At 45.9% G+C, this 22,291-nt stretch carries 18 protein-coding genes; 15 read left to right on the top strand and 3 right to left on the bottom strand.

The genetic code is table 11. The features are described from left to right. Positions 1-115 precede the first annotated feature (115 nt). Genes EAO36_RS03810 through EAO36_RS03840 form a run of 7 tightly spaced genes read left to right on the top strand, consistent with a single transcriptional unit; the run spans position 116 to position 10,138 of the window. A complete protein-coding gene (locus tag EAO36_RS03810) occupies positions 116-1,165 on the top strand; it encodes a hypothetical protein (RefSeq protein ID WP_120955719.1) in 1,050 nt (349 codons plus the stop codon). Then, on the top strand, positions 1,162-2,367 hold the full coding sequence (locus EAO36_RS03815; protein WP_120955720.1) for a tRNA methyltransferase: 1,206 nt from the start codon (positions 1,162-1,164) through the stop codon (positions 2,365-2,367). The genes EAO36_RS03810 and EAO36_RS03815 overlap by 4 nt, the downstream gene beginning before the upstream one ends. Then, positions 2,364-4,463, top strand: a complete 2,100-nt coding sequence (locus tag EAO36_RS03820; protein WP_120955721.1) for a glycoside hydrolase — start codon at positions 2,364-2,366, stop codon at positions 4,461-4,463. The genes EAO36_RS03815 and EAO36_RS03820 overlap by 4 nt, the downstream gene beginning before the upstream one ends. A 2-nt stretch (positions 4,464-4,465) precedes the next feature. Continuing rightward, positions 4,466-5,701 carry a tRNA methyltransferase gene (locus tag EAO36_RS08695; RefSeq protein ID WP_235852361.1) on the top strand — a complete coding sequence of 412 codons (1,236 nt, stop codon included), beginning with the start codon at positions 4,466-4,468 and terminating at the stop codon, positions 5,699-5,701. Further along, positions 5,698-7,794, top strand: a complete 2,097-nt coding sequence (locus EAO36_RS03830) for a glycoside hydrolase (protein ID WP_120955722.1) — start codon at positions 5,698-5,700, stop codon at positions 7,792-7,794. Before EAO36_RS08695 ends, EAO36_RS03830 begins: the two co-directional genes overlap by 4 nt. After that, positions 7,791-8,960, top strand: coding sequence for a tRNA methyltransferase (locus tag EAO36_RS08465; protein ID WP_162983253.1), 1,170 nt, complete (start codon positions 7,791-7,793; stop codon positions 8,958-8,960). The genes EAO36_RS03830 and EAO36_RS08465 overlap by 4 nt, the downstream gene beginning before the upstream one ends. After that, positions 8,957-10,138, top strand: coding sequence for a tRNA methyltransferase (locus EAO36_RS03840; RefSeq protein ID WP_120955723.1), 1,182 nt, complete (start codon positions 8,957-8,959; stop codon positions 10,136-10,138). The genes EAO36_RS08465 and EAO36_RS03840 overlap by 4 nt, the downstream gene beginning before the upstream one ends. A gap of 46 nt (positions 10,139-10,184) precedes the next feature. Here EAO36_RS03840 and EAO36_RS03845 read toward each other — a convergent pair whose 3' ends face one another. After that, a complete protein-coding gene (locus EAO36_RS03845; protein WP_235852362.1) occupies positions 10,185-11,375 on the bottom strand; it encodes an O-antigen ligase family protein in 1,191 nt (396 codons plus the stop codon). An 81-nt stretch (positions 11,376-11,456) separates the two neighbouring features. Then, positions 11,457-11,729, bottom strand: coding sequence for a 30S ribosomal protein S15 (gene rpsO / locus EAO36_RS03850; RefSeq protein ID WP_120955725.1), 273 nt, complete (start codon positions 11,727-11,729; stop codon positions 11,457-11,459). Between the two features lie 122 nt (positions 11,730-11,851). On the opposite strand from rpsO, the gene flhA reads away from it, so the two are divergent. From flhA to EAO36_RS08470, 8 genes are all read left to right on the top strand, one after another. Next, positions 11,852-14,050 (top strand): flagellar biosynthesis protein FlhA, encoded by a 2,199-nt coding sequence (flhA, locus tag EAO36_RS03855; protein ID WP_120948354.1) that lies wholly within the window; start codon positions 11,852-11,854, stop codon positions 14,048-14,050. A gap of 8 nt (positions 14,051-14,058) precedes the next feature. Continuing rightward, positions 14,059-15,144, top strand: coding sequence for a DHH family phosphoesterase (locus tag EAO36_RS03860; protein ID WP_120948355.1), 1,086 nt, complete (start codon positions 14,059-14,061; stop codon positions 15,142-15,144). Positions 15,145-15,171: 27 nt separating this feature from the next. Continuing rightward, positions 15,172-15,849: a hypothetical protein gene (locus tag EAO36_RS03865; protein ID WP_120948356.1), complete on the top strand. Its 678-nt coding sequence runs from the start codon at positions 15,172-15,174 to the stop codon at positions 15,847-15,849. Positions 15,850-15,858: 9 nt separating this feature from the next. Then, positions 15,859-16,857, top strand: coding sequence for a phenylalanine--tRNA ligase subunit alpha (gene pheS / locus EAO36_RS03870; RefSeq protein ID WP_120948357.1), 999 nt, complete (start codon positions 15,859-15,861; stop codon positions 16,855-16,857). Continuing rightward, positions 16,857-19,148 carry a phenylalanine--tRNA ligase subunit beta gene (gene pheT, locus EAO36_RS03875; RefSeq protein ID WP_120955726.1) on the top strand — a complete coding sequence of 764 codons (2,292 nt, stop codon included), beginning with the start codon at positions 16,857-16,859 and terminating at the stop codon, positions 19,146-19,148. The genes pheS and pheT overlap by 1 nt, the downstream gene beginning before the upstream one ends. Next, positions 19,145-20,455 carry a 3-phosphoshikimate 1-carboxyvinyltransferase gene (gene aroA, locus EAO36_RS03880; RefSeq protein ID WP_120948359.1) on the top strand — a complete coding sequence of 437 codons (1,311 nt, stop codon included), beginning with the start codon at positions 19,145-19,147 and terminating at the stop codon, positions 20,453-20,455. Before pheT ends, aroA begins: the two co-directional genes overlap by 4 nt. After that, a complete protein-coding gene (locus EAO36_RS03885; RefSeq protein WP_120948360.1) occupies positions 20,445-21,269 on the top strand; it encodes a 4-hydroxy-3-methylbut-2-enyl diphosphate reductase in 825 nt (274 codons plus the stop codon). The genes aroA and EAO36_RS03885 overlap by 11 nt, the downstream gene beginning before the upstream one ends. A gap of 169 nt (positions 21,270-21,438) precedes the next feature. After that, positions 21,439-21,594: a hypothetical protein gene (locus EAO36_RS08470; protein WP_162983087.1), complete on the top strand. Its 156-nt coding sequence runs from the start codon at positions 21,439-21,441 to the stop codon at positions 21,592-21,594. A 32-nt stretch (positions 21,595-21,626) separates the two neighbouring features. Here EAO36_RS08470 and EAO36_RS03890 read toward each other — a convergent pair whose 3' ends face one another. Next, positions 21,627-22,211: an NAD(P)H-dependent oxidoreductase gene (locus EAO36_RS03890; RefSeq protein ID WP_120948361.1), complete on the bottom strand. Its 585-nt coding sequence runs from the start codon at positions 22,209-22,211 to the stop codon at positions 21,627-21,629. Between the last annotated feature and the right edge of the window lie 80 nt (positions 22,212-22,291).

The raw sequence follows: 22,291 nt of genomic DNA on the forward strand, positions 1-22,291 counted from the left end.
CTCCATCGATACAATTCCTTGCCTGTATTTAGACCCTAAGGACAAGCTCCAAGCACTTCGATCTAAAAATGCCCTTTGTTTGGCGTTGCAAGAACATTTAGAAAGGACTTTTTAAATGCGCTTAATTTTGGTGACTTTATTGCTTGTGGGCTTCATCCACGCATCGCCTGCCAAATGGCTTTCACAAATGGAAGTTTTACAAGCTAAGGTGTTGGAGCGCTACGCCATCTCTAGCGATGTGCTCTCTAGGCACGGATCACGGGGTTTAGAGGAAGAGCCTTTGAAGAGCTCTTTAGAGCAAAAAGCCCAAGAAATCCGCCAGCTAGCCCAAAATTTCATCCAAGAAATGCCCCTTTTAAAGGCTTTGAAACCTAATAAAACCCTCAAGATTTTAAGCCAAGTCCAGCTTTTAGAGTTGCTTAATAGCTCTATGCCAAAAGCCAGAAACAAGGCGGGTAAATACCAAGCCCTCAATAGCCCCCAAGCTAATCTAGCCTTGTTTTTGTCCCTGCTAGAAATCTATAGGCCCTTAGTGGCGTTGCAAGAACAAGGCGTGCATGTTTTAGAGGATTGGCAACATTTACCCCAAAAGCCCAAACCCCAAGATGATTTAGTTATGGAGCTTGCCTTTAAAGTCAATATACTCCGGAACCTAGGCAAGCAAACCATACAAGTGCCCCAATCTCAATTCGTGGCTTATGGACTTAGCGCAGAGTTGTGGGATCATCCTAATAAATTGCAAACATACGCCCCCCACGATCCCAAGCTAGACACTTCTTTAAAGCAAGTCCTAGCTTACCAGTTATCCCGATCTTGGAGCGATATTCAAGATTGGGGCTTTTATATCGATCAGGTCTTTGATGTGGATCGACCAAAAACACCTCAAAAACCCTTAAAATTATCTGCCATTGTGCAAAGACCTAGTGTGTGCTTTCTAGGCGCACTCCTAGACCCTTTGTCCCAACAAACCTGTCTTAATGCGCTTAAAAAGCCTCCAGCCAATCTCTATCACAACCTAAAAAGCTACTTGACAACCCAACGCCTTTTAAATGTGGAGAATACTCCTTGTATGTATTTAAATCTGCAGGACAAGCTCCAAATCTTTAAATCTGACAACGCAACCTGTTTGGTGTTGCAAAAACATTTGGAAAAAGGACTTAAATGATTCGCCTATTCCTCTTGGCTCTTTTGCTCTTAAATCTGCAAGCTAAAGAAGATGTATTGACCATCATGATTCAAATAGACAACCCCAAAGAATCCCAAGATACCCAGGAATTTTTCAAGGCGTTTAAGGCACTCCATACTTACATGCAAAAATCCTCTGTCAAGATAGACGATGACATAGACGACCCCAATAACCCAAATAACCCAGATACAGCATACCTACCCGCTTTGACTTGGGCGATGCGGCATTACACCGATGCCTCTATTCCCCTAGCTAAAGCTGTGGCTAAGCAAGTCCCCTTGTTTAAAGAGTTTAAACCCAAAAATGCAAGAGAGGAGCTTTTTTTAGCCCATGTGAGGGATATGGCCATGTTTAACGCCCTAGACCTCATAGTAGTAGATTTGCTTGAAAAAAAGGAGACATTTATTGCCCGCGAATTTTTACATATCAACGCATGGCTCTATGCCCCGCTTTTCAATGCCCACAAGCTAGGGCTAGATGTGATCGCCTATCTTAAACAACTCCATCGTCTCTTTTCTAAAAATACGGATTTGCGCCGTATAAACAATATCCGTGATTTTAATCGAGCAAGGATATATGAAGCAGACAGAAAAAACATTGTCCCCCATAAGCCTTTTAGAAAACACTTAGCCCAAGATATGCATGAAGCGCATATCCCCATGCAAATCTTTGCCCACCATGCAGACTATAGTTATTGGGTTGCGCTCGTTTTGGACAACCTTTTTGATGGGGGGATAGCTTGGGACCGGGTATCTGACACTTGTGTATTTAGGCGCACATTTTGGGATTTCATGGATAAAAACGCCCAGCGCATAGACCCCGAACATCTCTCTGATCTCTACACAGCACGGGTGATCTCTCTAGAGCGCAACGCCCCTTTTTACGATCTCTTAAGAAATGACGACCCCAAGATTTTAAAAGACACGCTCAAAGCCCACCCCACCATGTGCCTAAGCCCTAAATACTTAAGCCCACAATCTAAGCAAATCTGCCAACAACTCTTTCAAGCCCAAACCTACAACGCTAAAGACATCCAAGAGCAATTACACCTTGTGCGCCTTGTCTCCATTGATGAGAGCCCATGCGTGTATCTCAATTCCAGCGACAAGCTCCAGCTATTTAAAACCACCAACCCCCTATGTTTAGCCTTACAAACCAACCTACAAAAGGATTTACAATGATCCGCCTCCTGCTCTTAGCTCTCATAGGACTCAATTTACACGCCACAGAGTCGCCACAATCCCCAAACGCCCCCTTTTTAAAGGCGGCCACAAGTTTGTATGATTCGCTCGTAAATGCCCATAACAGTGCTCTGCAAGTTGCCCTTAAAGCGGAGTGTGATCCAAGCAAAATGGATCGATCCTTTATGACCCCACAAGTCGTAGCACGGCGTTACAAAACATGGATGAATCTAGCGATTGAAATGATCGACCATGTGCCCTTTATGCAACGCCTAAAAAGTCTCCCGCTTTACCCGCAAATTCGGGGCTTTGAAGCCTTGCACGCCTTTGCGATGGTGCGTGCTAAGATTACTGAAGTGGGTTGTGATGACGCACTATACAATGGCGCACCGCCTATCAAGCCCCTTGAAGCCCAAAAACTCTTCAACGCCTTGCAATACAACCTCAAATTTTTCTACTCCCTTTTAATCAATATCTCCAAACAGGGCTTAGGCCTAGAATCTTTCTTAAACCATTTAATTTGGTTTGGCTCTTCTTTTGATTACCAAAACACCCTGACCTACCACCTAAACTTCTCCTCAAAGGACTATAACACCAACTTCAAAGCCGTAGAAGACATGGTAGCCAAAGGCTCTTCGCCCACTATATTGCACCTTAAAACTCTAATGGCGGGTTTAGATAATTTCTTATTTGATAATGGCGATTATGATATTGCCTCGCAAGAAAAAAGAGCCTACTACAAACAGCTCCAAACCATTTTAGGCGTGAGCCTGTATGACATGCAACTTTTGAAAGATTATTATGCTTACCGCTTTGACATATGGCTAAAAGGTGTCCGCACGCTTAGCCCCTCTCAACCCCCCGCCCCTTTGGATCGCGTGGGTTTCTATGCATGTCTTAAGGACTCTACAACAGACACCCGGGCATGCCAAGCTTTATTGAAGAATCCCGATATGGATTTTTACAATTACTTCCGGCGTGTCCGCCTCATCACCTTTGGGGATGAGCCCTGCCTCTATCTCACCCCCCAAAACACGCTCCAAAATTTCCCCTCCAAAGACCCCCTTTGTAAAACCCTACAGGCAAACCCGCCCCAAATGGGCGTAGTCGTGCCCTCTAATGTGGCTAAAGCCTTTCAAGAGGCACAAGATGCCTTGATCCACATGATCAATGAAGCCCCCCATGACCTCAAGCCCTTTAAAGACCGCCTGCAAGCCATTTTGCAAGCCACGCCCCTAGCCGCCCTGCAAGGCCCTAAATGGCACCATGTGCTTGATTACGAACGCCTCCATCTTTTAGCTCTTTTGAGCGGTTCTTTGAACTTTACAGATTTTGACACGGATACATACTATTCTGGATCCGCTTCCGCCCCCATGTTGGCTTATAATTACCTCCACAGGATTGATTTCTTCTACACCCCCTTAATCAAAGCCGTGCAACTTGGCTTAGACCCTAGCGCGTATTTACACAATCTCAAACAATCCGCCCCACACAGCAACTACCCATGCACAAAAGACGATTCTTGCACACGCCCTAAGAATACCCCCAAGAGCCCATGGCTTGAAGATTTTAGAAGCGCCAAATCAGGCAGTTACTTTTTAAAGAGATATGAGTTTAATCCCTCTTCTCAAGATTTTATCTCTATCGACTGGACTTTGCCCCTATGGACGGCGGCATGGGATGAAAAGCGGGGGTATTTATTTTATGGGGATTTAGCCAAATGGTGGACTCCCAAAGAGGCCCCGCTATGGGATTTGCATTATAAAAAACGCATTGAGGCGTTTTTCACCAACCAAGACATTTACACAGACACGCTATTACACCCCGAAAAAGTCTCTGCCGATCGCTTGCGCACACACCCCACCGCCTGTTTGCAACCCCAGTATTTAAACAAGGAAGCTAAGGCAACTTGCTTGCAAATTTTTCAACAACACACCTACGACCCCAAACCCTTGCAAAAGTATTTAAAATCCTTGCGTTTAATCTCCATTGACAACGCCCCATGCGTGTATCTCAACTCTCAAGACAAACTCCAAGCGTTTGAATCTGATAAGACGATCTGTTTGGCGTTGCAAAAGAATTTAACAAAGGAATAAAAATGATCCGCTTGCTTCTCTTAGCCCTCTTGCTCTTAAATCTGCAGGCTAAAGAAAATGTATTGACCATCATGATTCCCATGGACAAACCCCAAGAATCCAAAAACGCCCCCTTTTTCAAGGCATTTAAAGCCCTCCATGACTACATGGATGAAGGCAATCAAAAAGCCGTAGGTGACCCTGATGCAGATGAGAGATGGGACTACATGAGCATTGCGTGGGGCATTTCAGAGTACATTGAAGGCGTGATCCCCCTAGCCCAAACAGCGGTCCAACAAATGCCCTTAATCCAAGAGTTTAAGCCCAAGAATAAAGCAGAAAGGCGGTTTTTGGCGCATTTGAAACAGCGAGAGATGTTGCGCGCGCTAGATAGTATCGGGGTGTATAATGCCTATGCTAATCACCCTAAAAGTGCCACACTCGCTAAAGTCTTCTTAGACACCGCCAATTTCCTCTATGCCCCACTTTTCAATGCCCAAAGGGCAGGGCTAGATATGATGAGCTACTTAAACCAGCTCCAGCATATCTTGGTCGCTAAAAAACAATGCCACCCCGCCCCCTTTGCCCCCAATGATTATTGCAATGATAGCAGCACTTGTGCGGGCTGTGCTCATGACATCATTGCAACCGCCTATGATGAAAACATTTCTAACGATAAACTCTTACAACAACTGCATACAGACATCAAAAACATGGCCGATGCTTATGGATTTTTCCAACAAAAGATCCATTCGCGCAGTTTGTGGGAACGCCTAACGCTCGCACACATCTTAGGTGATGATAAAGATTTAATCGTCGATGGCAAGCAAGAAGATGTTCCACCCTCCTATTATGTGGATGATGATTCTTATCAAGAGATGTTGCACAAATACCCAAAACGCATAGACCCTAGCCACCTCTCTACCCTCTATCTAGCCCGTCTCCTTGTGCTAAGCTACAACGCCCCCTTCTACACACATTTACAAAACAACCCCACCTCCATTCTAAAAGACCACCCCACCATGTGTTTAAGCCCTAAGTATTTAAGCCCCAAATCCCAGCAAACTTGCCTACAACTCTTTAAAGCCCAAACCTACAACACGAAGGACATTCAAGAGCAATTACACCTTGTGCGTTTAATCTCCATTGATGATAGCCCTTGTGTGTATTTAGACCCTAAGGACAAGCTCCAAATCTTTAAGTCTAATAATGCAATCTGTGTGGCGTTACAAAAACACTTGACAAAGGAGCAAAAATGATCCGCCTACTTTTCTTAGCTCTCTTGGTCTTAAGTCTGCAGGCTAAAACACCTCCAAGCCATAAAGATACCCCCTTTTTCAAGGCAGCTACAAGTTTGTATGACTCGCTACTCAAAGCCCAAAACAGCGCCCTACAAGCTGCCCTAAAAGCCCAGTGTGCGCCTAACGACATGGACCGCGTTGTGATCGCCCCCGAAGTGATCGCACAAAATTATAAAACATGGCTCACCCTAGCTGCTGCAATGATCGACCATGTGCCTTTTATGACCCGTTTAAAAAGCCTCCCCCTTTATGACCAAATCAGGGGTTTTGAGACTTTGCACGCCTTTGGCTTGGTGCGCGCTAAGATTAGTGGTAAAATGGATTGTAAAAAGGCACTCAAGCACGGCACACCCCCTCCAAAGCCCCTACAAGCCAAACAACTCTTAGATGACCTGCAACACAACCTGGAGTTTTACTACCCCTTACTACTCAACGCCTTTAAGCAGGGCCTGCCACTAGAGTCCTTTTTAGATAACTTAGATTGGGGTTTTGATTTCACATTCAGCGCAAAAGACTACCAAAGAACCATGTTAGGACAACTCCGCTTTGACTCTAAGGATGATGATCGCAATCTCAAAACCCTAAAAGATATGTTAAGCAAAGGCAACTCCCCCACTATCTTACGCCTCAAAACCCTAAGAGCGGGGGTGGATAACTTCCTTTTTAACTACTATGATTATGGCCTCGCCTGGCAAGAAGAAAAAGCCTACTACCAATATGCCCCCCAATTTTTAGGTTTGAGCTTGTGGGACATCAGCCGTTGGCGCAAATATTACGCCTATCGTTTCCAAACTTGGCTAGAGGGCATCCGGACTCTAAGCCCCTCTAAGCCGCCCGCCCCTTTGGATTGGGTTGGGTTTTATGGTTGTCTGAATGCCTCTAAGACCGACATTCCCGCCTGCAACGCTTTAATCAAGCAACGCAGTGCGTTTTTTTACTTTTTTTTCCGCGCTACCCGCCTGCTTGCTTTCCACGATCAGCCCTGCCTCTATCTCACCCCCCAAAACACGCTCCAAACCTTCCCCTCCAAAGACCCCCTTTGCCAAATCCTGCAGGCTAACCCGCCCCAAATGGGCGCACCTGTGCCTGCTGATCTCATCAATGCTTTTTACAAGGCACAAGAGAGCTTGATTACCATGATGGACACACCCCCCTATGCTGTTGCACCCTTTAAGCAAAGTCTGCAAGCCATTTTACAAGCCACCCCCCTAGCCACCCTACAAGGTCCCAAGTGGAATCAACTTCTCTCTTACGAACAGCTCCACTTGTTTGCCCTGCTAAGAGGCTCGGTGTATTATTTTCGCGCGAATCTAAACAAACACCGCCCTAAATTCATTTCTATCCCTATGTTAGCCTACCACTACCTCAATCTAATCCACTTTTTTTACGCCCCCTTAATAGAAGCCGCCAAACAGGGCTTAGACCCTAGTGCGTATTTACAAGCCATCCAAAGCACCCAAAAACCCCAAAACTCTTATAAAGAAGTGGGGGACTGCGATGAGCCTACCGACATACCAGAAAGTCCGTGGCTGACCGATTTGAGTATTGCTCAAGTGGGTGCTGACCTCACCAACCGCTATCAACAGGGCAATACGATACCCATGGTCGATTGGGAGCTACCCGCCCATGATGAAAAACACACATTTGCCTTTAATAGCGATTTGGCCAAATGGCTAACCCCTAAATCCGCCCCGCTATGGGATTTGCATTACATCAAACAGGTTGTGGCGTTTTTTTACAATGCAGACATTTACACCGATTCCTTATTGCACCCCCAAAAGCTCTCTATTAATCGCTTGCGTGAAAGCCCCAGTGCCTGCCTGCACCCCAAATACCTTAACAGCGTGGCTCAAGAAACTTGCCTAGATATCTTCCAGCAACGCACCTACGACCCAAAAGACCTACAACAAGCCCTACAATCCATGCGGCTACTCTCCATTGACGAGAGCCCATGCGTGTATTTAGACTCGCAAAACAAGTTGCAAACTTTTAAGTCCAGCAACCCCCTATGCCACGCCTTGCAGACAAATTTAACAAAGGACACCCAATGATCCGCCTACTTCTCTTAGCTCTCTTGGTCGTAACTCTACAAGCTAAAGAACCCCCAAACCAAAATGCCCAATTTTTCAAGGCGTTTAAGGTGCTTAAAACCTACTTTGTTCGCTCCCAAGATCGCATACATAAAGAGTATATGCAGACAAGAACGCCTGATAATATTGTAGGCTATAATGTAAAAGATTTGGCATCCATCACATCGTGTTACACAGATGCCGCCACCCCCCTAGCTAAAGCTGTAGCAGCACAAATACCCTTGTTTAAAGAGTTTAAGCCCAAAAACCAAAGAGAAGAGCTTTTCTTAGTCCATGTTAGGGATATGGAAATGCTCCATGTCCTAAATGTGCTCGATTCTCTCATCAATTGCTACAATTGCAAACCAAAAAAAGCCACAGCCCACATCTTTTTAGATGTGATCGCCTTTCTTTATGCGCCTCTCATTAACGCCCACAGGGCGGGGCTAGATGTGATCGCCTATCTCCAACAACTCCATAAGGAGTTTTCTCAAAAACAGCTCGATGGGAGCATTGACAAGATCAAAGAGTTCAATATGGCAAGACTTGATGAAAAACGAGAAAAACACATGATCCCCCGCAAGCCTTTTAGAAAACGCCTAGTCCAAGATATGGATCATGCAGAGAGACTGATAAGAATTTCTAGGCAAGAGTGGTATTTTTGGGCGCTCTCAGTTTTGGACACAAGATTGGGCGGTAACTTGGATGAAGACCGCGATAATCTTGTGTCCAGTTGTCGAGGAGGGCTAAGCAAGTTTTTAGATCAAAACGCCCAGCGCATAGACCCCGAACATCTCTTTGATCTCTACACAGCACGGGTGATCCCTCTAGAGCGCAATGCCCCTTTTTACGACCGCTTAAGAAATGACAACCCCAAGATTTTAAAAGACACACTCAAGGATCACCCCACCATGTGCCTAAGCCCCAAATATTTAAGCGCACAATCACAGCAAACCTGCCAACAACTCTTTCAAGCCAAAACTTACAACTCTAAAGATATTCAAGAACAATTACACCTTGTGCGCCTTGTCTCCATTGATGAGAGTCCCTGTGTGTATTTAGACCCTAAGGATAAGCTCCAAGCGTTTAAATCTGACAATGCGATCTGTTTGGAACTGCAAACACACCTAACAAAGGATGTTAAATGATCCGCCTACTTCTCCTAGCCCTCTTGGTGTTAAATCTGCAGGCAAAAGAAGATGTATTGACCATCATGATTCAAATAGACAACCCCAAAGAATCCCAAGATACCCAGGAATTTTTCAAGGCGTTTAAGGCACTCCATGCCTATATGCAAAAATCCTACACCAAGATAAAAGATGCGCGCGAAAATGTCCCATTAAATGACAACTACGACTATACTCTGGCTCAGATTATGGCAGGCTACACAGATGCCTCCATCCCCCTAGCCAAAGCTGTGGTTAAGCAAGTCCCCTTGTTTAAAGAGTTTAAGCCCAAAAACCAAAGAGAAGAGCTTTTTTTAACCCATGTTAAAGATATGGCCATGTTCCATGCCCTAGACCTCATAAACATGTCGCTTGAAGAAAAGGCTACATTTGTTGCCCACGAATTTTTACACATCAACGCATGGCTCTATGCCCCGCTTTTCAACGCCCACAAAGCGGGGCTAGATGTGATCGCCTATTTAGAGCAACTCCATCGCATTTTTTCTAAAAATGTTGATCTGCGTCGTATGAGAAATATCTTTGTTTTTCATGAAAAAGGGCTATATGAAGAACAAAGAAAAAACATTGTCCACTATAAGCCTTTTAGAAAACGCCTTATTCAAGATATGCATGAAGTGGATATACCCATGGACATCTTCGCCCTTCGTATAGGCTATCCTTCTTGGGTTGCGCTCGTTATGAACACCATCTTTGAGGGGGGGATATCTGCAAACCGGATACCTGACAGACGCACATTTTGGGACTTCATGGATAAAAACGCCCAACGCATAGACCCCGAACATCTCTTTGATCTCTATCTAGCGCGGGTGTTCCCCCTAAATCGCAACGCCCCCTATTACTACGACAGCTTACAAAATGATGACCCCAAGATTTTAAAAAACATGCTAAAAGACAACCCTACCATGTGTTTAAGCCCCAAATACTTAAGCCCACAATCTAAGCAAATCTGCCAACAACTCTTTCAAGCCCAAACCTACAACGCTAAAGACATCCAAGAGCAATTACACATTGTGCGCCTGATCTCTATTGATGATAGCCCCTGTGTGTATTTAGACTCTAAGGATAAGCTCCAAGTGTTTAAGTCTAGTAATGCGCTATGTGTGGCGTTGCAAGAACACTTAGAAAAGGGGCTTAAATGATTCGCCTGCTCTTTATCAAGATGTAGCTGACTATGTTAGGACATGCCTAGCGTGCTAGAGGCGATGGACTTGGATTGGGTCTAGTTTGCAGAACTCCCATGACTACCAAAGCCACAAAAAAACTCCCCTCAATAAAAAAGTCAAAGGGATCAAACCCGATCCCCAAAACAATATAAAAGCATAACAGACTGAGCAAGAATAGACTAATTAGGGGGTCTTGATCTAAGGTGCGTGCAAATGCACGCCACACCACAACCCAGAGTAATAAGAGTGCAAACAGTCCCAATAATCCCCTATGGGCGAGGGTATTGAAGATTTCATTGTCATAGCGTTCTTTGCAATCAATACTCTTAGGATCGCGATAAGACCGGGCAAGGGTTACGATCTCTGCAATGTGTTTACACTTGGTGCTGATGCTCATGCCAAAAAATGGGGAGAGACGCACAATCACCCATGCTTCTTGCCAACGCGCTAAACGCGATCCAATGCTCGAATCAGGGTTTTTGTCGGCATAAAGCTTGAGATCGTGGCTAAAACTCTCTTGTGCATTTCTGGGACCATGCAAGATTTTTTGATTCTCCAAAATGTGCACGGATACAAACATCCCGGCAAAAAGCGCGCTGATAACAAGCATATAGGGCAGACAACGCCAAGATTTTTGGCGGTATAAAATGAACAAAGAGAGGATTACAAATGTGGTACCAAAGGCGATAGAGGCACTGCGTGTCCCGCTCAACAAGACCACTACAAACCCTAAAAGCATCGCTATACTGAGTAATATCTTTTCTGAGAATTGTTTGGAATGCAACGCATAGATGTAGCAACCAAAAAGTGCGGCAGATGTTAGGGTTACAAAGCCTACAATTGTGCTAAACCCCACAACACGCGCCACATCAAAACCTATGCGTTGCACCAATGCAATCACGCCATTGAGCGTGCAAGCAAGTGCCATGCTATAAAAAAGATATCTCTGGTTTAAACATACCCGAACGCTACTTAAAAATACTAGACTCGCCACGCCTAACATATAGACTAGGGGCATGTTGAGCAGACGCAAATTTTCATGCCAGCTTTTTAAATCGCTTTCCACAAATAGATTAGGTAATGCAACAACTGCCATGAGCAAAAACGCACCTGCTAGCCACTTAGTGGGATTATCAAGCCTTAAGGGGAGTTTGTATTTCCAATAATAGCTGAGTGCCCCCACAGCCAGCACCACCAGCAGAATCTGGGGCATGGGTTTCTTAAAAGAAGCCAAGAAAAACAGCGCAAAAAAAAGCGTGGCGCACTGGCTAAGGGTGTGGGGTTGCATTACAAGCTAGCGGTTTTTGATCCCAAGTGCTTGGATGAGCTCCATGTAGCGATCGTGGTGGGTGCGTTTGAGGTACTGGAGTAGGTTTTTGCGGTGCCCCACGAGTTTTAAAAGTCCCAAACGGCTAGAGTGATCCTTGGGGTTGCTCTTCAAATGGGTGGTTAGATCGGCGATCCTGCGACTCAAAAGCGCAATTTGCACCTCACAAGAACCCGTATCTTGAGCAGAACGCCCAAAGCACCTCATAATCTCTTGTTTTTTCTCCGTATCCAAAGCCATAAGACCTCCTAATAGGAATTTGATAAGGTGGCATTATAACTTAAAACAAGTAAAATTTTACATGAAAAATTGTAAAATGGGCTGTTGGCCCAAAAATTGAAGTAAGGATTGATTGAAGAGGCGTGGCAAGCGATAAGCAAAAGAGCATTCTTAAAAAAACTTTCCCTTTTTTAAGGCAATTGAGCCAATCTAAGGATTTGACGGTTGTTGCCTTTGTGATTGCCATTTTGGGGATTATCATTGTCCCCTTGCCCCCCTTTTTGCTCGATTTTCTACTCACCATTTCGATTGCGCTCTCTGTACTCATCATCTTAATCGGGCTTTACATCACCAAGCCCACCGATTTTAGTGCCTTCCCCACTTTACTCTTAATTGTAACCCTTTATCGCCTCGCGCTCAATGTCGCCACCACGCGCATGATTTTAACACAAGGCTATAAGGGGCCCAGTGCTGTTAGCGACATCATTAGTGCCTTTGGTGAATTTAGCGTGAGTGGGAACTATGTCATTGGAGCGATTGTCTTTAGTATCTTGGTGCTGGTCAATCTTTTAGTGGTAACCAATGGCTCAACCCGTGTAACCGAAGTGCGTGCGCGTTTTGCACTAGATGCGATGCCGGGCAAACAAATGGCGATCGACGCGGATTTAAACTCGGGATTAATTGATAATGAAGAGGCTAAAAAAAGACGCGCAACTCTTAGTCAAGAGGCGGATTTTTATGGTGCCATGGATGGGGCAAGCAAGTTTGTCAAGGGCGATGCGATTGCAGCGATCATCATCACCTTGATCAACATCATTGGGGGCTTTTTGGTGGGGGTCTTCCAAAAAGACATGAGCGTCTCTTATAGTGCCTCCACATTTACCATTTTAACCATTGGCGATGGGCTGGTCGGGCAAATCCCAGCCCTCATCATTGCCACGGCTACGGGTATTGTCGCCACGCGCACCACCCAGCATGAGGAGGAGAATTTTGCTAGCAAACTCATCACACAATTAACAGACAAAAGTAAAACCCTCGTTATCGTGGGCTTTATCCTCTTGCTCTTTGCCAGTGTCCCGGGCCTACCCACATTTTCGCTCGCCTTTGTGGGGAGTTTGTTTTTATTCATCGCATGGCTAATTTCACGCGAGGGCAAGGACAATTTATTTGTCAAATTTGAGAAGTGGTTGAGCCAAAAAACTGGAGTCGATCTGGCCACTAGAGCCACTACTCAAACTGAACAAGCCCCCATCACCCGCCCCCAAAAGAGTGCCGAGGAGATCAAAAAAGAAGAAGAACAAGCTATTAATGAGGTGCTTAAAATTGAGTTTTTAGAGCTGGCTTTGGGCTACCAGCTCATCTCCCTAGCAGACACCAAACAGGGAGGGGATTTGTTAGAGCGCATCCGGGGCATTAGAAAGAAAATTGCCAGTGATTATGGCTTTCTCATGCCCCAAATCCGCATTAGAGATAATCTCCAGCTCCCCCCTACCCACTATGAGATCAAGCTCAAAGGGATTAGTATTGGGGATGGGAGCGTGATGCCCGATCGTTTCTTGGCGATGAATACCGGCTTTGCGGGCAAAGAGATTGAGGGTATCCCCACCAAAGAGCCCGCCTTTGGTATGGACGCACTTTGGATTGAGCCCAAAGACAAAGAGGAGGCGATCATTCAGGGTTATACCATCATTGACCCCTCCACGGTGATTGCCACCCACACGAGCGAATTAGTCAAAAAATACGCTGAGGAGTTCATCACCAAGGATGAGGTCAAATCGCTTTTAGATCGCTTAGCCAATGATTACCCCGCCATCATTGAGGAGGCAAAAAAAATCCCCACAGGGGTTATCCGCTCTGTCTTACAAGAACTCTTGCATGAGAAAATCCCCATTAGGGATATGCTGACTATCTTAGAGACCATTACCGACATTGCCCCTAGCGTGCAAAATGACATCACCATTTTAACCGAGCAGGTGCGCGCGCGCCTCTCAAGAGTCATCACCAATATTTTTAAATCTGAGGATGGGAGCTTAAAATTACTCACTTTAGGCACAGCCACCGAGCAACATTTACTTAACAAACTCAAAGATCAACCCTCTGGTAAGTTCTTGCTTTTAAACGCGACCGAGATGCAACAACTCATTGAGAATATCTCCGCCGAGTCGATGAAAATTTTACAACGTGGGGTTGCTCCGGTGATCCTCATTGTCGATCCCGAGTTGCGCCGCCCGCTCTCCTCTAAGATGGAGCAATTTAAAATTGACATCGTAGTTTTAAGCCACGCCGAATTAGACACCAATGCTAAATACGAAGTGCTAGGCACGATCAACATTAATTTTTAAGGACACTGATGCAGGTTTTTCATTTATCCCACATTGATTTAGATGGCTATGGTTGCCAATTCATTAGCCACCATTTTTTTGAGAACATCACCTACTACAATGCCAATTATGGGCGAGAGGTTTCAGCTAGATTGCATGAAATCGCTGATGCCTTGCAAGCACAAGCCAACCAGCACAAGCAGTTTTTGGTTTTGGTTACAGATTTGAATCTCAGCTTAGGCGAGGCGGAGTTTTTGCAAAAACAAAGCGATGGCTTACGCTCACAGGGTGCTGAGGTGCAACTCTTGCTCTTAGATCACCATATCACTGGCAAGGAGGCTGCTGAGACTTACCATTGGTATCATTTAGATGTGGATCGCAGTGCTTCTAAGATCACTTTTGAAACCCTCAAAGCCCAATATCCCCCCCTGCAAGATTTGACAAGCCTAGAATCGATGGTGGAGATGATCAATTCCATCGATATTTGGAAAGAGGGAGAATTTGGGTTTGAATTAGGCAAGGTGTGTATGCGCATGATTGCTGGGAGTTCTGAGCTTAACCGTTTTATGTTTGACACCGAACACCGCAACTATAAATTTGCCCTCTTGGAGCAAGCCCAAGACTATATTGCCAAGGAAAATGGCGCGGTGATCTTTGATAACGATCTTTTTAGGTTAAAAAAAATCGCCCTAGGGGGCAACCCCGATCAAGAAATCATGGACAACATTGCTTCTAATGCCCAAGTGGCGTTGTTATCCCAAAAAAAAGAGGAGTGTAGCGTTTATTGTGAAGGCAAGCGTGGGTTTTTAAGCTACTCCATGGGCGGGATTAGCGTGTTGGCGAATTTATTTTTGTGCCAAAATAGCGAATTTGACTTTTATATGGATGTCAATCCTAGGGGCAATGTGAGCTTGCGCTCCAATGGCAAATGCGATGTTAGTAACCTAAGTAAGCAATATTTTAATGGTGGCGGGCATAAAAACGCCAGCGGGGGTAGAATCGAAGGATTTAAAGAAAGTTTTAGCTATTATGACATCAAGGAGCAGGTGGAAAAGGCATTGAATAAAACAACGGAAACGGATTATGGCTTTTTTGGCAATCGTTTCCAATTTTAGTCCAATCGATATTCTAAAGGAGTCAATATGAGGTCGTGGTTTGCGTGTTTTTTGCTGACGATAGTTTTAAGTGGGTGTGTGAGCTATCAGATCAAGCCCGAGAATGTCTCCAGTTACAACAATGGGATTCAGGTTTTGACCTCTTCTAAGGCGCGTTCTAAGGTGCAAGTGGAGGTGGCACAAAAAAAACTCAAAGGGATTGATAACCCACCTTTGGTGCTGTATGTGGGGGCTCAGGTGATTGGGGGCGATCCGGTGGATTTTGATACTTCTCATATTTCTGTGAGCGAAAATGGCAAGAGTCTATCAGTCTTAAATTTTAACCAGATGATGCGTTCTAGCTATGACTTTGAGCCTGCCTTGCAGAAATTCAATATCGCCGTGCCCACCTCATCTGCTACAGATGTGATGGCACCCCCCATGTTTTACTACGGGCAGGGCGATTTCTTAGCCTATGACATGATGTTTGGCATGCCCTTTATGATGATGGATGATGCCCAAACGCAAGCCATCGAACAAGAGGAGCGCCAAGCCTTCAAGATCATGGCAATCAACTACCTCAAACGCTCCACCCTCAAGCCCGGAGGCAAAGCTAGAGGCGGGTTTGTTGTGATTAATTCAAAATACATTGTCCCGGGCACTCTTGTGGTGCAAGTCTTGCTAGAAAATGAACTCCATGCCTTTAAGATTGATATTACACAATAGGGATTTTTTTTGCAAACTTTAAAAAATTTACTCACCCAAATCCAAGAGGTTGGCGACCTTAAGGATTTAGAAACCTTGCGCCTCCAAGTCTTAGGCAAAAAGGGGGTGCTCACCCAAGAGTTTAGTGCACTTAAAAAGCTAGAGGGCAAAGAAAAAACCCAAAAGGCCCAAGAGCTCAACACCTTTAAAGAAGCCTTCGTCCGTGTACATGCCAGCAAAAAAAAAGAATTACAGGATTTGGAGCTAGAGGCTAAATTGCGCGCCCAAGCCATCGATCCCACTTTGGCTAATAGCACCTTGGGTTCTAGTCTAGGGCATCCTTTAAGTTACACCAAAGATCGCATCATCACCTATTTTACCCAACAAGGATTCAAACTGCATGTAGGCACGCTGGTAGAAGAGGAGCGGTATAATTTTGACATGCTCAACATGCCCGGCTACCACCCCGCACGCGACATGCAAGACACCTTTTATTTTAAAGATCATAAGTTATTACGCACCCACACCTCGCCCACCCAAATACATGCCATGCAGACCCAAAAACCCCCGATCAAGATGATTGGCGTGGGCCCCACTTTTAGGCGCGATTATGACACCACACACACCCCCATGTTCTCCCAAGTGGAGGGTTTGGTGGTGGATCACGCCCAAAAAGTGCATTTTGGGCACTTAAAGCAGGTTTTAGAGGACTTTTTGCATGATTTTTTTGGGGGTGTCAAGGTGCGTTGGCGTTCTAGCTTTTTTCCCTTCACCGAGCCTAGCGCAGAGGTGGATATTAGTTGTGTGTTTTGTGCCCAAGAGGGTTGTAAGGTGTGCAAACATACCGGCTGGTTGGAAGTGTTGGGGGCAGGCTGTGTACATCCAGCTGTCTTTAAACATGCGGGGTTAGAGAATGTGAGCGGGTATGCCTTTGGACTAGGCATTGAACGCCTCACCATGCTCACTTGTGGGATTAATGATCTTAGAAGTCTGTTTGAAACCGATTTACGCCTCTTGGAGGGCTTTTAATGCTCCTTAACACTGACACTCTACGCGATTTTTTGGAGGGGTCTTTACCCGATGTATCTACTCTGTGTGCGGATTTAAGCTATATTGGCTTGGAGGTAGAAAGTGCAACCCCCTTTAATCTGCCTGATTTGGTGGTGGTGGGTCAAATCTTGGAGTGCACCCAACACTCAGATGCCACCAAGTTACATGTTTGCCAAGTGGATATTGGCTCTAAAGTCTTGCAAATTGTGTGTGGGGCGGGTAATGTGGGTGTGGGGCAGTTTGTGGCTGTGGCACTGATTGGGGCGCATTTACCCGATCTCAGCATACAAGCAAGCAACTTAAGGGGTGTGGAGAGTTTGGGCATGCTCTGCTCGGCTGTGGAACTAGGTTTGCCTAAAACCAATGAGGGGATTTTGATCTTAGATAGCAGTATCAACCATGATAAACCCCTTAGGTTAGGTGCGTCTCTAAAAGACTTGCCCTTTTTTAAAGGCACGCTTTTAGATATTGCGCTCACCCCCAATCGGGGCGATTGCTTGAGCGTGTTAGGATTGGCGCGTGAGATTAGCGCGCTCTATCATTTGCCCCTCAAATCTCCCCCTAAGCTAACTATTGGTGCGTCCTTGGACATCCAAATTGCCTCAAATCTCTCCCCTTGCGCGCTTAATTACGCCTTGCTTGATTTGAAGCCCTCTATGCCTCTAGAGATTGCCCTCAATCTCGCCCTGCAACACAATCTACAGTCTGACCCCCTAGCCAATTTCTTAGAATATGCCACCTATCTTAGTGGCGTGCTCTTACATGCCTACCCCCATGTGCGCCTAGAAGTGGGTATCAATGGCGCGGGTTTTGTGTGCGTGGGCGATCACGCCCAAACCCTCTCTGTGTTGGGCGTTAGCCCCCCTAGCTTACCCACCAGTGCGCCCTATCTTATCGAGGCAAGTTTTATAGACCCTGAGCATGTGTGCCAGAGTCTGCACGCCCACCCTATGGAAAATAGCCCCACGCTGACTTATCGCTCTAAGCGCGGGAGTAATCCACAGGTGTTAGTGGGTTTGGAGTGGCTAGCTTTTTTGCTCCAACGCTTTGCACCCCAAGCTAGCTTGCAAGTGAGCCCCCCTAGCACGCCTACTCTGCCCACTAAAACCCTCAACTTTAGCCCCCAAGACATCGGGGATATTTTGGGGCAAACACCCAGCAAAGAACGCATACAAGAGATTTTAAATGCATTGGGTTTTGAGTTATGCGATCAAGACGATCAATTCCTAGCCACCATCCCCCCCTTTAGGCATGACATCAGCGCAATTCCTGACATCGCCGAAGAGATTTTGCGCATACAAGGCCTAGATGATCTGCCCAAGAGTCCTTTATTCATCTATGAAAGCACGGGGGCCAACCCCCATTACACACGCTATCTCTTTGAGCACCAAATAGCTATCAAAGCCCTAGCATGGGGTTTTAAGGAGGTGGTGCATTATCTTTTTGCTAAAAAAGAGCAATTAGAAGTCCTAGGTTACCCCACCCTGCAAGAAGACCTAGACTTATTCAACCCCATTAATAGCGATCTTGACACCCTACGCACCTCTTTAATCCCCGGACTCTTAGAAGCCTTGGGGCGTAATAAAAATTTGGGTTTTAAAAGTGTGGCGTTGTTTGAATTGGGTAGTGTCTATGACACCCAACGCACCGAACAACCCAGTTTGGCTTTTCTGGCTACTGGTTTGCAAACCCTCCCCCACTACCCCCACCCCAAGGGCTTAGAATGGGATTTTTATAGCTTTACTGCCACGCTTGCACGCATTCTAGGAGTCTTTGAATTGCACCCCATTAGCCCCCAACAACGCCAAGACCAACCCTATTTGAACACCACCTACCACCCCTACCAAAGCGCATGGATATTCCAAGAGGGCGTAAAAATCGGCGTTGTGGGTGCCCTTAACCCGATTTTAGTCCAAAAACATGATTTGCTAGAGGGTTTCATCGCTGAGGTCTTTAGCGCGCATCTAAACCCCAAACCCCACAAAATCCAGGAGTTTTCAAAACTCCCCACCAGCTTTAGAGATTTAACCATTTTAGTGGGCAAAGAATTACACTTCAGCGATCTCAAAAAGAGTATCCAACAAGCCCAAATCCCCCACCTAAAAGAAGTCTTTGCCCTAGATGTCTATTCTCAAAGCCCCCAAGAGATCGCCTTGAGTCTGCGTCTAAAAATCCAATCCCAAGAATCCCTTGTAGATAGCCAATTACAAGAAGTGGTGGATCGCGTGCTCCACATCCTAAGTACACGCTTTAAGGCTAGACTCAAATGATTGCAATTCAGCCAGCCAAGAGTTTTGATCTCAGTCTAGATCAACTCCCCCCAGATAAATCTTTGAGCCACCGCGCTTTTATACTAGCCTTGCTAACCAATAAGCCCTCTGTGGTGCATCACCCCCTATGCGCCAAGGATTGTTTGAGCACTCTAGCCACCAGCAAGGCTCTAGGTTTGGGTGTGCAAAAAAAACGACACACCTTCAAGCTCACCCCGCCCCGAGATTTTTTACGCTTTAGCGAGCCTACCAAGCCTCTAAATTGCCATAACTCGGGCACGACCATGCGCCTTTTTGCAGGACTGTTAAGCTCCAGCCAAACTCTCCGGCAACACTACGTCTTAAGTGGCGATTCCTCGCTCAACAAACGCCCAATGGGGCGTGTGATTGTCCCCTTAACTCAAATGGGCGCGCGCATTGATGGGCGCGCGCAAAATTCCCTAGCCCCTCTAAGCATTTTAAGCACGCCCTTGCATGGGATTAACTACGCAAGCCCCATGCCCTCCGCACAAGTCAAGAGCGCGGTTTTGCTAGCCACCCTGCAGGCGAGTAGTCCGACCACTTTTAGCGAGCCTTTTTTAAGTCGCGATCACAGCGAACGCATGTTAAAAGCACTGGGCGCAAATATCCAAATTAGCGATCAGCGCATCACCCTAGAGCCTTTAAGCAAACCCCTAGAGAGTTTTGAATGGGCTATCCCGGCTGACCCCTCCAGCGCATTTTACTTTGCCCTAGCGGTGGTCTTAGTGCCCCAAAGCCGTGTTTTGCTCCAAAATATCCTACTTAACCCCACCCGCATCGAAGCCTTTAAAGTTTTAGAGAAAATGGGTGCACATGTAGAATTTTACCCCAAAACCCAAGAGATCGAACCTGTGGGGGATATTTATGTGGAACACCGCTCCTTAAAAGCGGTACAAATCCAAGAAAACATCGCCTTTTTGATCGATGAACTGCCTGCTTTGGGCGTGGCTATGGCAGTAGCTAAGGGGGTTAGTGTAGTGCGTAATGCCAAAGAGTTACGCTTTAAAGAGAGCGATCGCATCACTACGACCTTAACCAATTTGCAAAAAATGGGTATTGAGTGCCACGCCCTAGAAGATGGTTTTGAGATCGTGGGTAGTAGTTTAAAGTGCCCCAAAGAGCCCCTAGAGAGTTTTGGCGATCACCGCATCGCTTTAAGTTTTGCCACCGCTTTATTAACCTGTGGTGGTGTACTCAAAAATGCCACCTGCATGGCGATCTCCTTCCCCCAATTTTTAGAAATCTTAGGGCGCATTGTCCCGCTTAAGGTAGCTGATGGAAGTTAAAATGGCTAAAAATTACGGCTTTTGCTTTGGCGTGAAGCGCGCCATTGAGATCGCCCAAAAGAATAAAAATAGCGTCTCTCTAGGACCGCTCATCCACAATCCCAAAGAGATCGAACGCTTGGAGCGCGATTTTAATGTCCGTGTGCAAGAAGATGTGGGTGCGATTAAATCGCAAAAAAGCGTGATTATCCGCACACATGGCATCCCTAAAGATGATTTGGCCTTGTTGCAAGATGAAGGTGTACGCATCATTGATGCGACCTGCCCCTATGTGATCAAACCCCAGCAGATTGTGGAAAAAATGAGCGCACAGGGTTACCAGATCGTGATCTTTGGGGATGCTAACCACCCCGAAGTTAAAGGCGTGATTAGCTACTCAAGTACGCCCCCCCTAGTAGTGGCTTCTTTAGCAGAATTGCAAACCCAAAAGCTAGGCAAAAGGGTCGCCCTCGTGTCCCAAACCACCAAACAAACCCCTAAACTTTTAGAGATTGCCAGCTTTTTGATCACTCATTGTGCCGAAGTGCGCATTTTCAACACCATTTGTAACGCCACCTTTGACAACCAAGAGGCGGTGCGGGACTTGAGCCAAGAGGTAGATATTATGGTGATTGTGGGGGGCAAGAGTTCTTCTAACACCAAGCAACTTTTCAATATTGCCAAAGAGTTTTGCGCTGATAGTTACTTGGTGGAGGATTTTAACGACCTTGATCCCACATGGTTTGTGGGCAAAACCCTCTGTGGTATTAGTGCTGGGGCTTCAACTCCTGATTGGATCATCGCCGATGTGAGGGAGAAGATTTTAGGATTTTAGGGTTGCATGGGTAAAAACCAAAATTGTTATCCAAAAAATTTATTTTAAGTGCCACGACCAGTACACAGGGAGATGAGGCTAAAAACAGAAGTGACTATCTCATAGCGCATCAAAAAATATTGTCCCAAGACTTTTTTATAGGCTTTGTGGATGGTAAAGGTAGGGCTTAATGGAGGTGGGGGAGCGCAAATGGGTCGTAACCGCTTATGACAATTCTATGAATTTAGCGAGCAAGAATCAAGGTCGCAACTCTGACTCTTTTACTAAGGGCGAGACTTTGCCCTTAAACTCTGAGGATAATCCTACATTTTTTGCCAACCCCTAGAATTAGATAACTGAGCCAAAAAAGCGGATTGTTTAAAGATGACCAAAGACCTTGTTTAAATGTGCGGTGTAATTTTTAAAGTATTGTTCTATCTGCGGGTCTTTGATAACATCATGGCAGATGAAGGTGGGTAAAGCCTGCATGCCTAAAAATTGGTTGGCTTTGTGCAAGTGCAAATACACCCCATCCACGCCCACGCCCCCAAAAAATTCCTCTTTGTTGGTGAAAGCCTCAGCAGGGGCGTTCCAAGTGAGTGAAAACATGTATTTTTTGCCCTGAATGAGCCCCCCTGTGCCGTAATTCTTGGTGGGGGCGGTGTGGCTACGCCCATCGTTTTGCCACAATTTCCCATGCCCTGCCATGAAAACCTCATCGATGTATTTTTTCACCACCCACGGCTCACCCATCCACCAACCCGGCATTTGCCAAATCAAGGCATTGGCGTTTAAAATCTTAGCCACTTCCTCCTCTAAGTCATAGCCTTGATCGATGTGGGTTTGCACCACGCTATGCCCCAAATCTTGCAACACCTGTACGGCATGGTTATGCAAAGTGGTGTTTAAACGCCCGTGTGAGTGCCCGAATGCTTTAGCCCCATTGAGCAACAAAATCTGCATGGTGATCCTTAAAAATGTGTTGTGAAGAAGAGTTGGCTAGGCATGTCCCCTCCATGTAGCCTACCTTAGCCCATCCCCTC

The organism is Helicobacter mehlei, assembly GCF_003660265.1.
Lineage (GTDB): Bacteria > Campylobacterota > Campylobacteria > Campylobacterales > Helicobacteraceae > Helicobacter > Helicobacter mehlei.

Bases quoted from the DNA above. Each gene is read 5' to 3' on its own strand.
- EAO36_RS03810 (WP_120955719.1), top strand. From the start codon at position 116: ATGCGCTTAATTTTGGTGACTTTATTGCTTGTGGGCTTCATCCACGCA.
- EAO36_RS03815 (WP_120955720.1), top strand. From the start codon at position 1,162: ATGATTCGCCTATTCCTCTTGGCTCTTTTGCTCTTAAATCTGCAAGCT.
- EAO36_RS03820 (WP_120955721.1), top strand. From the start codon at position 2,364: ATGATCCGCCTCCTGCTCTTAGCTCTCATAGGACTCAATTTACACGCC.
- EAO36_RS08695 (WP_235852361.1), top strand. From the start codon at position 4,466: ATGATCCGCTTGCTTCTCTTAGCCCTCTTGCTCTTAAATCTGCAGGCT.
- EAO36_RS03830 (WP_120955722.1), top strand. From the start codon at position 5,698: ATGATCCGCCTACTTTTCTTAGCTCTCTTGGTCTTAAGTCTGCAGGCT.
- EAO36_RS08465 (WP_162983253.1), top strand. From the start codon at position 7,791: ATGATCCGCCTACTTCTCTTAGCTCTCTTGGTCGTAACTCTACAAGCT.
- EAO36_RS03840 (WP_120955723.1), top strand. From the start codon at position 8,957: ATGATCCGCCTACTTCTCCTAGCCCTCTTGGTGTTAAATCTGCAGGCA.
- EAO36_RS03845 (WP_235852362.1), bottom strand. From the start codon at position 11,375: ATGCCCCAGATTCTGCTGGTGGTGCTGGCTGTGGGGGCACTCAGCTAT.
- rpsO (WP_120955725.1), bottom strand. From the start codon at position 11,729: ATGGCTTTGGATACGGAGAAAAAACAAGAGATTATGAGGTGCTTTGGG.
- EAO36_RS03860 (WP_120948355.1), top strand. From the start codon at position 14,059: ATGCAGGTTTTTCATTTATCCCACATTGATTTAGATGGCTATGGTTGC.
- EAO36_RS03865 (WP_120948356.1), top strand. From the start codon at position 15,172: ATGAGGTCGTGGTTTGCGTGTTTTTTGCTGACGATAGTTTTAAGTGGG.
- pheT (WP_120955726.1), top strand. From the start codon at position 16,857: ATGCTCCTTAACACTGACACTCTACGCGATTTTTTGGAGGGGTCTTTA.
- aroA (WP_120948359.1), top strand. From the start codon at position 19,145: ATGATTGCAATTCAGCCAGCCAAGAGTTTTGATCTCAGTCTAGATCAA.
- EAO36_RS03885 (WP_120948360.1), top strand. From the start codon at position 20,445: ATGGAAGTTAAAATGGCTAAAAATTACGGCTTTTGCTTTGGCGTGAAG.
- EAO36_RS08470 (WP_162983087.1), top strand. From the start codon at position 21,439: ATGGAGGTGGGGGAGCGCAAATGGGTCGTAACCGCTTATGACAATTCT.
- EAO36_RS03890 (WP_120948361.1), bottom strand. From the start codon at position 22,211: ATGCAGATTTTGTTGCTCAATGGGGCTAAAGCATTCGGGCACTCACAC.